The sequence below is a fragment of the Corynebacterium aquilae DSM 44791 genome (assembly GCF_001941445.1).
Taxonomy (GTDB): Bacteria; Actinomycetota; Actinomycetes; order Mycobacteriales; family Mycobacteriaceae; genus Corynebacterium; species Corynebacterium aquilae.
This window is the reverse complement of the sequence record NZ_CP009245.1, coordinates 2,172,911-2,186,453: the sequence shown is the minus strand read 5'-3', so window position 1 is coordinate 2,186,453 and position 13,543 is coordinate 2,172,911. Positions and strand designations below refer to the sequence as shown.

Sequence of the window (13,543 nt, the reverse complement as noted above, 5' to 3'; positions counted from 1 at the left end):
GATCGTTTGCGATGGGACAGCTGTCTCCACCGCCGGCGGTGTCGATGAAGCACGTCCGCGTGCGCTACGACAACGCCCACCACGACGTCGGCATCGACATCGACGAACTCGTCATCCCCGCCGGGGCACGAGTCGCACTGACCGGGCCATCAGGCTCCGGAAAATCCACCCTGGCGGCCACCATCGGCGGATTCCTCCCCACCACCGCCACCGTGAGCGCCGAATCCCTGCAGGTCTCCGGGCGCGTCGGATACGTCGCCCAAGACTCCTTCGGGGCGCTCAACCCCCTTATGCGGGTCGAGAACCAAATCCGGCTGCTCGGCGACACCAGCATCCTCGAACAGGTGGGGCTTAGCCGCGACAACGCCCACAAGTACCCCCTAGAACTTTCCGGCGGGCAACGCCAACGCGCAGCCATCGCCTTCGCACTAGCCTCCCAACCCGACATCATCATCGCCGACGAAATCACCTCCGCACTCGACCCGGTTGCCATCGTCGACGTGCTGCGTGCCCTCGACCACGCCGCCGGCAACACCACAGTCATCTTCATCAGCCACCACCACGGTGCAGCAAGATTCCTGTGCGACACGGCCATCACCTTAAAGAAGCAGCCAGATAGCGCCATTTTCACCGCCCACTACGGGCCCATCGCCGCCGCCGGAGCACCCCATGACGACCACTAGCCCAAGCCCCCTGGCCCGACTCGACCACGCCACCGTCACCGGGCGCGTCAGCGAAATCACCCTCGATGTCCATCCCGGGCACCGCCTGGCGCTCATCGGACGCAGCGGCGCCGGAAAGACCACCATCATGCGGCTGCTGATGGGCACCATCACCCCAGACGGCGGTACCGCCACCACCCCGCGCACCTTCTCGTATATCCCCCAAGACGTCGACGCCAGCCTCAACCCCCACATGAGCATCCTCGACATCATCACCGAGCCCATCGCCATTGCCCGCGGCACCCGCGCCGGCCGCCAGGCCCACCCCGCCGCCAGCGAACTTCTTACAAGCCTCGGCCTTGACCCGCACCTCGGTCACCGTCGTGCTGCACAACTATCCGGCGGGCAACGCCAACGCGTCGCCATCGCCCGGGCACTGATCAACCAGCCCGACATTATCTTCGCCGACGAAGCGATCAGCGCCCTCGACCACACCACCGCACAACTGTGCCTGGACAGCATCGAACGCAGTGGCGCAGCACTGGTGCTCATCACCCACGACCTCTACGCCGCAGCCAGCATCTGCGACAGCTACCTGCTCCTCGACGGCGGCACCATTGCCGAACAAGGCCCAGCCAGCAGGCTGCTCACCAACGACGACAACGCCAGCGATGCCCGAAAAGAACTACTTGCCGCCGAGGAGGTCCTAGCCCAATGAGTGAGAACACCCCACCGGACAACCTCAACCTGCAACCCAACCGTGCCGGCGCCACCCGGCCCAGCCCGCACCACCAAGAACACCCCGGCAACGCCTGCACCCGCACCGAAAAAACCAGCGCAACACCCAGCAAACTGCTCGCCACCGTCGCTGCCGGAGATGGCTCATCTAGCCCACAGTCAGCCCCGGACGAGCACCCCACCGAGCCCCAAAGCTCCTCTTCTCGCCGGCGCTACCGCCTCGGCAGCCATCTTGGCAGCGAAGTCCGCGCTTTTGTTTCACTGCCGCTGGAACTACAGCTGCTGCTGGTCACTCAAATGCTGTTCAACGTCGGCTTCTACCTCGTCGTGCCGTTCCTGGCGAACTACATGACCGACTCCCTGGCAGCCAGCGGCGTCATGGTCGGCTTCGTCCTGGGTTTGCGCACCTTCAGCCAACAGGGACTCTTTTTCGTCGGCGGCGGGCTCGCCGACCGCTTCGGCATCAAACCCGTCCTGCTCACCGGCGTTGCCATCCGCGTTGCCGGATTCGTGCTCGCCGGGCTGTCCAACAGCATCGAAACCCTCATCCTGGCGGTTATCCTCATTGGTTTCGCGGCCGCGCTATTCTCCCCAGCCGCCGAAGCAGCATTTGCGGTGCGGGGCGCCCAACTCGAAAAAGCCGGCGGCATCCCCCGCAGCCAGCTATTCGCCATGGATGTTTTCTTCTCCCGCGTCGGCGCACTGACCGGGCCACTGTTGGGTGCCGCCCTGATCGAGCAGGGCTTCCACATCACCTGCTTCGTTGCTGCTGGAATATTCGCGTTCCTGTTCTTCTCCCACCTACTGGTCGTGCCCCACGTCGACACCACCACCCAGCAACAATCTGTGCTCGCGGGTTTCGCCCGCGTGCTCAAGCACAAGGAATTCGTCCTGTTTGCCCTGGCGTATTCCACCGGCCTGGTCGCTTACAACCAGCAGTACCTCTCCCTTCCCACGGAGCTGCAACGGGCAACCGGGAGCAAAACCGCACTTGGGTGGATGTTCGTCTACTCATCCATCCTGATTCTCGTGTTGCAGCTGCCGATCGCCCGGCTAGCCCGCCGAATCGGCACCATGCCCAGCATTGCCATCGGTTTTGCCCTGCAAGCACTAGGATTCGCCGTCGTCGCCATCTCCGCCACCTTTTACCATCCAGCGGGGTTTGGCGCTTTGGCACCGGCGCTTTTCATGCTGACGCTGTTGCACACCGGGCAAATGTTGGCCGTGCCGACCTCCCGCGATGTTGTGGGCATCGTTGCCGGTGAAAAAAATCTCGGCTCCTACTACGGATTCCTCAATTCCTTCGGCGGGCTGGCGGTGCTGTTGTCCTCCCTGGTGGTCGGCGAACTTCTCGATTACGCCGAGATCACCGGAATTCCCGCCGCAGCCCCCTGGGTGGTGCTCACCGCACTCATGGCGGCCTCCGCTGTCGCCATGCCCCGCATCATCGCTACTTCTCGGACAGCATCGGCCAAAGTCCAAAAAGTTTCCCACTAAAATGTACCGAGGGAAACCTCCGGTCTATAACTGCATATTCACCATCCCTTCCCCCTTTTTTTTAAGGACACAAACGTGAAAAAATCCACCACATTGCGTGCTCTCGCCGGCATCACCCTCGTACCCGCGCTGGTCTTCGGGCTGAGCGCCTGCGGCAGTGAGGACACCACCGCCGCCGACAAGGCCCCGGCCGATAACGCCACCGCCATCGCGCTGCCCTTCGCACCTGTCGCGCACCTTTCCCCGTTCTCTGATGATGCGCTGCTCAATACCCGCATGGGCGTGGGCGAAACCCTCGTACAACTCGACAAAGACGGTGTCGCCCAGCCCTGGCTTGCCGACAGCGTCAACCGCATCGACGATCGCACCGTCGAATTCACCCTGAAGAAGGGCGTGAAATTCCACGATGGCACCGAGATGAACAGCGCCGCTGTGGTCCGTTCCCTGCAGGCAGCCTTCGATGCCACCAGCCGGCCGAAGGGCCTGGGCAAAAAGCCCTTGACTTTCACCGCCGACGGCGAAGACAAGGTGCGCGTCCAGGCGGAAGCTGCCGACCCGATCCTCGTGCAGCGCTTCGCTGACGCAGGCACCATCATCCTTGCCGAGTCCGCGTACACCGACCCCGCCAGCCCCAGCGTTGTCGGCACCGCCACCGGCCCCTACACCATCACTGAGCTGTCCGACGGTAAGGCGCACGCCGAGGCCTTTGGTGACTACTGGGGTGGCGCCCCGAAGCTTGAGGCGATGGACGTTGAATTCCTCACCGATGGCGGCGCACGTTCCAACGCCATTCGCTCTGGTGAAGTCAACCTCGCCCAGGCGGTGCCGATCGCTCAGCTCAACAGCCTGAAAGACATCGACGTCAACCAGACCCCGCTGCCGCGCGGCGTGTACCTGCACCTCAACTCCGCCAAGGGCGCATTCCAGGATGCGGGCTTGCGTGCTGCTGCCGCTAAGGCTGTGCACCCCAAGGACATCATCGAGGCCATCTACGAAGGCCACGCCGGTGATGCGAAGGGCTCAATCTTCGTTCCCACCGTCGATTGGGCCAGCGCGGCTGATTCCCACAACACCACCGAGGGCGCAACGGATCCGGCCGGGAAGAAGATCACCCTCGCCACCTGGTCCGAGCGGCCTGAGCTTGGCGAAGTTGCCTCGGTGATTGCGGATCAGCTTCGCGCAGCCGGCTTTGAGGTCGATGTGAAGGTTTCCGACTACAACTCCATGGAAGCCGCACTGCTTGATGGCGAATTCGATGCGGTGATCGGTTCCCGCAACTACCAGCTAGGTGCCGCGGACCCCGTCAGCTTCCTCGCCAGTGACTACACCTGCGATGGCTCCTACAACCTGTCCCGTTACTGCAACCAGGACATCGATCAGGAGATCACCAAAGCTGCCGACATTGAAGATATGGATGCACGTTTCAAGAAGGCTGCCGAAATCGGTGCCCAGATTGTTGGCGATAACGCGGTGATCCCGCTCGCGCACGAGTACTCCATGATTGCGACCAAGGATCTGAAGGACGTCACCTATGACCCCTTCGAGCGTCGCCTGATCACTGTCGATACCAGCAAGTAATCACTAGGACAGGACTCCCGCATGACAACGGACACCGCCTCCACCACACGCCGGCCTCTGGTGCGCTGGGCGCGTCAGGTGGTGCCTAGCGTTGTCACCTCGGTGCTGCTGCTGGCGGCCGCCCTGCTGGTGGCGGCCCTGCTGCCGTGGATTGGGCATCGTGACCCGGCGATGGCGGTGTTTCGCGCGCGGGAAGCTGAACGCGCCCCAGATCCGCAGATCCTGCAGGATCTGCGGGTAGAGCTGAACCTGCCGACAAGCCCGTGGGAGTCGATAACGCAGGCATTTTCTGGCCATTTCGGTACTTCCTGGGTGTCGACCTCCCGTAGCGCCACCGAGATGGCCTGGGCAGGTCTTGCGACTTCTGCGACTTTGGCCGCGGTATCGACTGCGGTGGGATGCGTTTTGGCGTTTGTTTTGGCTGTGCCCCGATTGGTGACTGTGGTGCGGGGCAAAAACGCCCGCGCCACGGATATCACCGCGATGGCGGTGTTGGGTTCTATCCCGGAATTCGTTCTCGCGGTGGTGTTGCTGGTGGTGGTTGGTTTGCGGCTGGCCTGGCAGCCGGTGACGGGCATGAGTGCGTTGCCGGTGTTAGCGCTGGCGATCCCTTCGGCCGGTTTATTGGGCCGTGTTCTACTGATCACGATCGACACCATTGGCCAGGAAGCCTGGGTTGCTTCCTGGAGGATTAACGGGGTAAACGCCACCCGGATTGCGCGCGCTATTACGGTGCGCAGTATTGCGACGATGGCGCCGTTGGTCGTGTTGTTTTTTGCCGGCACGTTGGCGTCTACGGTGCTGGTGGAAAACACCTTCGGAATCAGCGGATTTGGGCGTACTGCATTAACGGCGGCCACCAATCAGGACATTCCGGTGCTGCAGGTCGTGCTGGTCACGGTGGTGGCTATCGGAATTGTTGCCGGTGCTGCGGCCACTATCTTCCGGAATGTGTTGTTGGCCCCACTGGTGGGCAGCGATAACGATGCGGCGGCCCGATCGGCAGTGGTGAAGCCTTTTGGGTTGGTGCCGTTTGTGTTGAGTATTGCGCCGCTGGTGTTGGTGTTGGTGGGGCTTTTGCGTCCGCTGGAAATCACTACCTCTTTGCGGTTGTTGCCGCCGAGTGTGAGCCATCCGCTGGGAACTGATCAGTTGGGGCGCGACATGCTGGCTCGCTTGGCGCACGGTGCGGTGTACACCATCGGGGCGGCGGTCGCGGTGACGGCGGTGTGTGCGCTGGTGGGGTTGGTGTTGGGTTTGTCGGGTCGCTGGGCGTCCCGGGTTGGTGACGCGCTGAATGCGTTGCCGGCGGTGCTGATCGGGTTGGTGTTGGCCGGTATTTTTGGTGGTTCTTTGTTGACGGCGGCCTGCGCGGTCGTGTTGGTCGGCTGGATTCCTTTGGCTGCGCATGCGGCGACGGTGGCACAGGAAACCCGCGCGACCGGTTATGTGCGTTGGGCTGAAACGATGGGGGCCTCCCGCGCCCGGGTGGTGGTGTTTCACCTGTTGCCGACGGTGGTGCCGGCAACGGTTCGTCACGCGGCAAGCCGGGTGGCGCATAATGCGTTGGCGTTGGCTGGTTTGGGTTTTTTGGGTTTGGGCGCGCCGCATGATTCGCCGGAGTGGGGGGTGGTGTTGTCGGAGTCGATTCGCTACGCCGAGCGCGCCCCCTGGGTGATGGCGGCGCCGACGGTGTTGCTGATTGCTTTGGGTGTGGCGGCCGCGCTGGCGACGGACACCACTTTGCTGCCGCGGCGTCGCCGGCGGGTAGTGAAAGAGCAATCCGCTGGATCGTAGTTTTTCTTGGGCGGGTGTTGTGCGAAACCACCCCATCGCGATGTGAGCTGTATTACCGTCGAGGTATGAAGATTGCGATCCTTGGTGCCGGCGCGGTCGGCGGAACATTTGGTGCACGACTTCACGAGGCTGGCGAAGATGTCACGCTGGTTGCTCGTGGGCAGACGTATGAGCGGTTGCGTTCCCGTGGTCTGGTTTTTGATGATCTGGGCACGAAGAAGACGCTTGATATTCCGACGGTGGGTAGTGTCGCCGAATTGGAAAATCCTGATTGCATCGTGATTGCCACGAAAGCGCTGGATCCGGCGCACACTTTCGACAATCTGCCCCCGAACGTTCCGATTGTGTTGACTCAGAATTCGGTGGAGTCGCCCTATATTGCCGCTGATGCGGTGGGGGAGCAGTGGGTGGTTCCGGGGGTGGTGCGTGGGTTTATGCACTACCTTGGTCCGGCCACTATTGCTTTTACGCCGGGTCCGTTGAGTTTGAATGTGGGCGCGTTGGAGGGGACGAATGAGCAGTCCCGGCAGGCGGCCCGCGATCTGGTTGCCGCTTTGAATCGTTCAGGCGTTGGTGGTGACTTCCTGGATGACATCTTGGTTGATGTGTGGATGAAGGCGATGTTTGTGGCGACGTTTGGGGCTTTGGGGTCGGCGGCCAACGCGCCGTTGGATGTGCTTCATGGTCGTTTGCGTCCTACTTTTGAGGCCATGATGGATGACGTGTATCGCACTGGTGTGGCGATGGGGGTGCCGCTTGCTGAGGACGCGGTGGCGCAAACCTTGGCTTTTTCCGACAAGATGCCTTCGGGGTCGACGACGTCGATGCAGCGGGATTTTTTGCGGGGGGATACCTGTGAGCTCAGCGCCCAGTTGCCGGCGGTGATTCGACTCGCTGACAGTAAGGGGGTGCGCGTGGATGCGTCCCGGGCGATTTGTGCGCTGTTGGAATTGGAGCTTGATCGCAGGGACGGGGTGGAGCCCCGCTTTTCGGTGCCCGCACGAGATGGTGAATAGCTAAGAAAAACGGACGCGCTGCGGGTGACGTGTGGTGTGTCATCTGCAGCGCGTGTGCTGTGGCGTTATTCGGTGGGAATGTCTCCGGCGAGTTCTCTGAGTGCTTCGACGTGGCTTTCATAGGCGGCCAGGCCTTGCCGGGTTAAAGAGACCCATACTTGGTCTTTGTCCCTGGTGGTGCCCCATTCGCGGATGCGGTTGATGTAGTTTTTTGCCTCCAGGGTGGAGAGGTTTTTCGACAGCGCTGAAGGGGAGAGGTCGGTGACTTTCGCTAGGTTGGAAAAGCGCATTTCGCGGTGGTCGACGTCGGCGCGCGCTGCGGCGAGGGCGGCGCAGATTTTTAGCCTGGCGATGGGGTGGATGGTTGGATCGATTTCTCCCATGACTACTTCTCCTGCCCGGGTGCGTGCTTGGTTGCGGTGCCGCGAGGGTAGAAGGTGTCGTCACTGATGAGAAGGGTGGTGGCGACGAAGTAGACCAGTCCCACGGTGGCGCCGACGATGGTCCTGGTGGTGCCGGATAGTCCCTGGTGGATGTCGTTGACAAACAACGTCGGCGCGATGGTCATCGCGTAGAGCACGATAAGGGACACGGTGGTGCGGGTGCTTGGCTTGGGAGCTGCGGTGCCGAATTCGGTGCGGCTGGATGCGCGGACGCCGATTTTTCTGCTGCGCAGGTAGAAAAAGGCCACTCCCAGCAACAAAATCAGGAGGAAAGCGACGGCGAACCAGTTGGCGCCGAAGATGATGGCGGTTGCGATGTAGAGGCCGAAAAATGCGCCGAAGAAGATCCGGATGGGCCAGGACAGTTCTGTGACGGCTTTGACTTCGTGGTTGATGGCATCGACGGCGGCGAGTTGGGTGAGAGCTTGCTGTTTTGTGGGTGGAAGTGTGCTGTCTTCGCTCATGGTTTTTACTCCTGTGCTCTTTGACTGCGCTTTGTTTTCCAAAGGGGCAAACCTGGGGTTATCGTAGAAATTTTCTACACGCTTTGAAGGTGGCATGGCTGCGGTTTGGGTGCAGGTTATACACCGAAGCTTGCGGAATATTTCCCCGAAGCCTTACTTTCTTATGTGGAAAGTGTAGGGCTGGCGGGTGGTTCATGGCAAGTCTTTTTCGGCACCCACCGTCCGCGCCAGCACAACGCGCAGCTGACAGGCGCGAGAGAAGGCGGGACGACTTTGGGTGCTGCTTCCCAACACCGAGGCTTCAGGATGTGGAACAATGAGATGCGGTGCCGCGCTCTAAGCGTTGGTGCTCATCATGACCTCGCCTTCGCGAGCCGCAACCTTGTGGCGCCACACGCGGAGGAGACGCCCACAACTTCATAACTTTTCCCACACATCTTTTGATGGGGACCTGCGGATCGATCGATCCCTTGCCAAGAAACCAGCTGCCAGCGGTTTTCCTGACCCGACGAGTCGACGTTTTACTCCAGCACGCCCCACCTGTTTCGCCCCGGCGCCCTTGACTGTTTTTCTCGCGTTTATCTCAAAGACTTCTTCTTTTGTCTTCACAACGCATTCCAGCAGCGCCGGCCAAACACAAAAAAGATGTCCCAACACTTTGAGTGAGGGTTTCACTTCCCGAGAAAGTGACAAGAACACCACCTGCCAAGGACGCTGCGCGCCATCGCGCAGCGCCGGCAGGTAGTGAACGGACAAACTGCGCTTCCCGCGCGGCTGCGATCGCGAGTGGCGTGCCAAAAGCACGTCGACGCGTTCAGCGCCCGGGTGTTTAGCGCAGGTGAGTGAATCCCTGGTAATCATGCCTGCGCCGTCTGGCGTGTGGCCCCAGGGGGTTCGCCAATTTTCTTGGGCGGGTTGCCCTCGCGAAAACCTCTAAGGAGTTTTCGTGGCTGACACCACCGATACAACTGAGACAACTGCAAACCAGTCGCGCACCCGTACCCGCAAGCGCGCCGCGACCACAGCCACCAAGGCTACAAAGGCCACTAAAGCCACCAAGGCCACTAAGGCCACTAAAGCCACTAAGGCTACGAAAAAAGCCACCAAAAAGGCAGCCAAGAAGGCCACCAAGAAGGCCGACACTAAAGCCACAGCAACGGAAGTGGCGGTAGCTGAAGGCGCTGAAGGCGAGGTAGCCGAGCCGAAAAAGACCCGCAAGCGCACCACCAAGGCCCCCACCACGCGCAGCAGCCGCTCCCGCAAGACCGCCGAGCAGGCAAACAGCGCTGAGACCACCGCCACCACCACGGCTGCAGCCCCGGCAGAAGAAACCAAACCGGCACGCACCACCACCCGTCGTCGCGGCAAAGCCACCGACACAGCCGCCCACAAGGCCCCCGTCACTGACGCTGCCGAGCCCACCCCCCTGCAAAAAGCAGCCGCCGAATACGACCGCGATGTCCTCGGCCAAAAAATCCGCGTACATGCCCTGGCCAAGCAGCTCAAAGCGTCCTCCAAGGACCTCATTGCCGCCCTAGACGGGCTGGGCCTAGTCAAGGTTGCCCAATCCACCCTGTCCCGGGAGGAAGCGCTGCGCCTGATCGACTCCCTGGCCACGCCTAAGCCCACCACCGCCAACCCCGACGAGGAAAAAATCCGCGCCCGCGTGGAAAAGAACGTCGCCAACGAGATCAAACAGATCGAAGAAAAGGTTGAGCGCGACCTCGCCGAAACAGCCGGGGGCTCCGAAGAATTCGCCCACGCGGTCGTCGCCGAACAAGACGCCGAACCCCTCGAAGACGTCGTCCCTGAGATCGCACCCGCACCAGCACCCGCACCAGCACCCGCGGCCACCATGATCACCCCCATCTTCCAGCCGCCGACGACCGCGCCGCTATTCGTTCCCCCAACCACCGCCGACGACGCGGACGACGCGGATGATGACACTCGTCGCACCCGCCGCCGTGGCCGTCGCGGCGCCAGCCGCGGCAAGGGCGACAAAGACACTAAGGCAGCCGAAGCCACCACTGAGGCCACCACCACCGACGTCGAAGAAATCGACGAGCCCAAAGCCATCAAAGGCTCCACCCGCCTGGAAGCACAACGCCGGCGCCGCCACGACCGCCGCGAAGAAGGCCGCAAAAAGCGCGTGCTCAGCGAGGAAGAATTCCTCGCTCGCCGCGAATCCGTCCACCGCACCATGGTCGTCCGCGACCGCCGCCGCACCGACCACCCGGGACTCGTCACCCAGGTAGGAGTCCTCGAAGACGGCCTCCTCGTCGAACACTTCGTCACCAGCGAAACCCAATCCACCCTGGTCGGCAACATCTACCTCGGCCGCGTCCAAAACGTGCTGCCCAGCATGGAAGCCGCCTTCATCGACATCGGCAAAGGCCGCAACGGTGTGCTCTACGCCGGCGAAGTTGACTGGCGCTCCACCGGACTCGGCGGCCGCTCCCGCCGCATCGAACAAGCCCTCAAAGCCGGCGACTACGTGCTCGTCCAGGTCTCCAAAGACCCCGTCGGCCACAAAGGCGCCCGCCTGACCACCCAAATCTCCCTAGCCGGACGCTTCCTGGTGTACGTCCCCGGCGGCAAAAACGCCGGTATCTCCCGCAAACTGCCCGACACCGAACGCAAACGCCTCAAAGAAATCCTGCGCACCGTGGTGCCGAAATCCGGCGGCGCGATCATTCGCACCGCCGCCGAAGGCGTGTCCGAAAAAGACATCGAAGCCGACGTCTTGCGCCTGCATGGCCTGTGGGAAGACATCAAAGTTCGCGTCGCCGAACTCAAAAAAGACAAAACCTCCGGCCCCGTCGCCCTCTACGAAGAACCCGACATGCTGGTCAAGGTCGTCCGCGACCTGTTCAACGAAGACTTCGAAGAACTCGTCGTCGAAGGCCGCCGCGCCTGGAACACCGTCAGCGCATACGTGAAATCGGTAGCCCCCGACCTCTACGACCGACTCACCAAATTCGAACCCAAAGACCACGACGGCCAAGACGTCTTCGCCCACTACCGACTGGACGAACAGCTCCACAAGGCGCTCTCGCGCAAGGTGTGGCTGCCCTCCGGCGGCACCCTGGTCATCGACCGCACCGAAGCCATGACCGTCATCGACGTCAACACCGGCAAATTCACCGGCTCGGGCGGCAACCTTGAAGAAACCGTCACCCGCAACAACCTCGAAGCGGCCGAAGAAATCGTCCGCCAAATGCGCCTGCGCGACATGGGCGGCATGATCGTCGTCGACTTCATCGACATGGTGCTGCCCGAAAACCAAGAACTCGTGCTGCGCCGGCTTACCGAAGCCCTCGGCCGCGACCGCACCCGCCACCAGGTCAGCGAAGTGACCTCCCTGGGCTTGGTGCAAATGACCCGCAAGCGCCTGGGAACCGGACTCATCGAAACCTTCGCCACCGAATGCGAGGAATGCGAAGGCCGAGGCCTGATCATCCACGACGACCCGGTCGAACACCACGACCCGGAACGTCACGTCAAAAAGCGCGGCGGCCACCACGACCGCAAAGACCACGACCGTGACGAGCACCGCGACCGCGACCACGATCGCGACTCCCGTGACTCGCGTGACCGTGGGCGCGAGGACACCAAAGACCGCGACAACGACCGCGGGCGCTCAAAGCGCACAACCCGCCGCCCCATCGACGAAGACCTCGAGTCGCTGGTCGCTGCCATCGTCCCCGATGACGACGCCGAAAGCGACCGCGAACAGACCTCCGAGGAAGACTCCCGCGGTGGTCGCAACCGTCGTCGCGGACGTCGTCGCGACGAGGAGCGAGGCAACCGCAAACAATCCGCGCGTTCCCACGAGCACGACGATCACGATGACGACGACGCCTCCGATATCGCAGCTATTGCAGCCGCCGCGGTCGCAGTCGCCGACAACGAAGACCCCGACGAGCCCAGCGGTGCGGACTACCTGCCGGAGCACACCACCTCCCGCACTCGCCGCCGCAGTGGCGCCTCGCGACGTGGAAAAAACACCCGCGACCGCGCCGAGAAGGACTCCGATCGTCAGGTGCGGGAACTAGCCAACGCCGACAGCGACGTCGACGTGGTTGTCTCCGCCACCGCTGCAGCCACCCCGCAACAAGACGTCGCCGCAGCCGGCCTGGAATTCTCCACCTACGAAGAAGCCCTAGCCGCCTACGAGGCATCCCCACGACGCAAGCGCGCCACCCGCGGCAACAGCCGCTCCGACGTGCCACCGCGACCGGAGGACTACCCCGAAAACGCCAGCGGCGACAACGCCGCAGCGCTGCGCGACAGCCAGCAGCGTCTCGACGCTGCCGCCCACGACGCCCAAGACGCACAAGTAGCCCGAGGCGCAGCCCAAAAAGCCCGCGCCCAGGCAGCAGAGGCTGCCGAAGACGCCGACACCGTCGCCCCGGTTTCCCGCACCCGCCGCCGCAAGGCAGGCGCCGGCGAGACCACCAGGCGACGCCGCGTCAAGGTCGAACAGGTCGCCCTCGGTGACGACGGTATCGAAGAAGAAATCATCGACGACACCACCGCCATCCCCGCGGATAACCCCGCCGACACTGACAACAACACCGGTGAAACCCCCAGCCAGCGTCGCACCCGTCGCCGCAAAGCCGCTGCCGCCAGCGCGGCAACCCGCCGCCGCGCCGTCAAGGTGCTGGAGGTACCTGCCGACCTGTCAGAACTGGCCGCGGATACCGCCGAGGAACCGGAAGCTGCCACGGAGGAATCCGCGCCCGCGACCCCGCAGCGCACCCGCCGCCGCAAAGCCGCAGCCGGTACTGCTAAGAAAGCCGCACCCGCCGCACAGGACGCCGACGAGGCCCCTGCAAAGCCGCGTCGCCGTGCCGCCGCGAAAAAAGCAGCGCCGCAGGAAACCACCAACGATGGCGGGGATACTGCAGCCGACAGCGGTGCAGCCTCCCGACGCCGTCGCCGCGCCACCACATCGGCCGATAGCCAAGACGCCGACGGTGGAGCAAAGACTCCGGCTAAAAAGCCGCGCAAGCGCGCGTCTGCACCCGCAGACGAGCCCGCCGCGGAAGAAAAGAAGGAGTCGGGTGCAACCACCCGACGTCGCCGTCGAGTGGCCGCCGACAAGGCCGAAGGTACCCCCGTTGAAAAAGACTCCGCACAGCGAGGATCGACACGCCGTCGAAGCTCCAAGAATGCGGATAAACAGGAAGAATCCGCGGGAAGCACTACCCGCACTCGGCGCCGTGGGTCACGTACGACACGCGGTAACTAACCAACACTGAACCTTTTCGGTTTGGTGTTCCGGTGTGGTAGCGGGTACCCTTGGACAGTCGCTGCCACATCGGCTTTTTGGGGCACGGTACATC

Annotated in this window: 10 protein-coding genes; 7 read left to right on the top strand and 3 right to left on the bottom strand. The window is 62.7% G+C overall.

The window, feature by feature from the left end; genetic code table 11:
* Positions 1–11: 11 nt before the first annotated feature.
* The 6 genes from CAQU_RS09170 (at position 12) to CAQU_RS09145 (ending at position 7,288) form a co-directional block, all read left to right on the top strand.
* Entirely contained in the window at positions 12–683 is a 672-nt protein-coding gene (locus CAQU_RS09170; RefSeq protein ID WP_075727103.1) for an ATP-binding cassette domain-containing protein, read from the top strand.
* Positions 670–1,380 (top strand): ATP-binding cassette domain-containing protein, encoded by a 711-nt coding sequence (locus tag CAQU_RS09165; RefSeq protein WP_075727102.1) that lies wholly within the window; start codon positions 670–672, stop codon positions 1,378–1,380. Before CAQU_RS09170 ends, CAQU_RS09165 begins: the two co-directional genes overlap by 14 nt.
* Positions 1,377–2,897: an MFS transporter gene (locus CAQU_RS09160; protein ID WP_084562982.1), complete on the top strand. Its 1,521-nt coding sequence runs from the start codon at positions 1,377–1,379 to the stop codon at positions 2,895–2,897. The genes CAQU_RS09165 and CAQU_RS09160 overlap by 4 nt, the downstream gene beginning before the upstream one ends.
* 75 nt (positions 2,898–2,972) lie before the next feature.
* The gene (locus tag CAQU_RS09155; RefSeq protein ID WP_245797246.1) at positions 2,973–4,475 is read left to right on the top strand and encodes an ABC transporter substrate-binding protein; all 1,503 of its coding nucleotides are present in this window, start codon (positions 2,973–2,975) and stop codon (positions 4,473–4,475) included.
* Positions 4,476–4,496: 21 nt separating this feature from the next.
* Positions 4,497–6,272: an ABC transporter permease subunit gene (locus CAQU_RS09150; RefSeq protein ID WP_075727101.1), complete on the top strand. Its 1,776-nt coding sequence runs from the start codon at positions 4,497–4,499 to the stop codon at positions 6,270–6,272.
* Between the two features lie 65 nt (positions 6,273–6,337).
* On the top strand, positions 6,338–7,288 hold the full coding sequence (locus tag CAQU_RS09145) for a 2-dehydropantoate 2-reductase (RefSeq protein WP_075727100.1): 951 nt from the start codon (positions 6,338–6,340) through the stop codon (positions 7,286–7,288).
* A 65-nt stretch (positions 7,289–7,353) separates the two neighbouring features.
* Here CAQU_RS09145 and CAQU_RS09140 read toward each other — a convergent pair whose 3' ends face one another.
* The 3 genes from CAQU_RS09140 to CAQU_RS12690 form a co-directional block, all read right to left on the bottom strand.
* Positions 7,354–7,671 carry a transcriptional regulator gene (locus tag CAQU_RS09140; protein WP_075727099.1) on the bottom strand — a complete coding sequence of 106 codons (318 nt, stop codon included), beginning with the start codon at positions 7,669–7,671 and terminating at the stop codon, positions 7,354–7,356.
* Between the two features lie 2 nt (positions 7,672–7,673).
* Positions 7,674–8,195 carry a hypothetical protein gene (locus CAQU_RS09135; RefSeq protein ID WP_075727098.1) on the bottom strand — a complete coding sequence of 174 codons (522 nt, stop codon included), beginning with the start codon at positions 8,193–8,195 and terminating at the stop codon, positions 7,674–7,676.
* A gap of 417 nt (positions 8,196–8,612) precedes the next feature.
* A complete protein-coding gene (locus CAQU_RS12690) occupies positions 8,613–9,056 on the bottom strand; it encodes a hypothetical protein (RefSeq protein WP_157108971.1) in 444 nt (147 codons plus the stop codon).
* An 85-nt stretch (positions 9,057–9,141) separates the two neighbouring features.
* On the opposite strand from CAQU_RS12690, the gene CAQU_RS09130 reads away from it, so the two are divergent.
* Positions 9,142–13,449: a translation initiation factor IF-2 N-terminal domain-containing protein gene (locus tag CAQU_RS09130; RefSeq protein WP_075727097.1), complete on the top strand. Its 4,308-nt coding sequence runs from the start codon at positions 9,142–9,144 to the stop codon at positions 13,447–13,449.
* Positions 13,450–13,543: the final 94 nt, after the last annotated feature.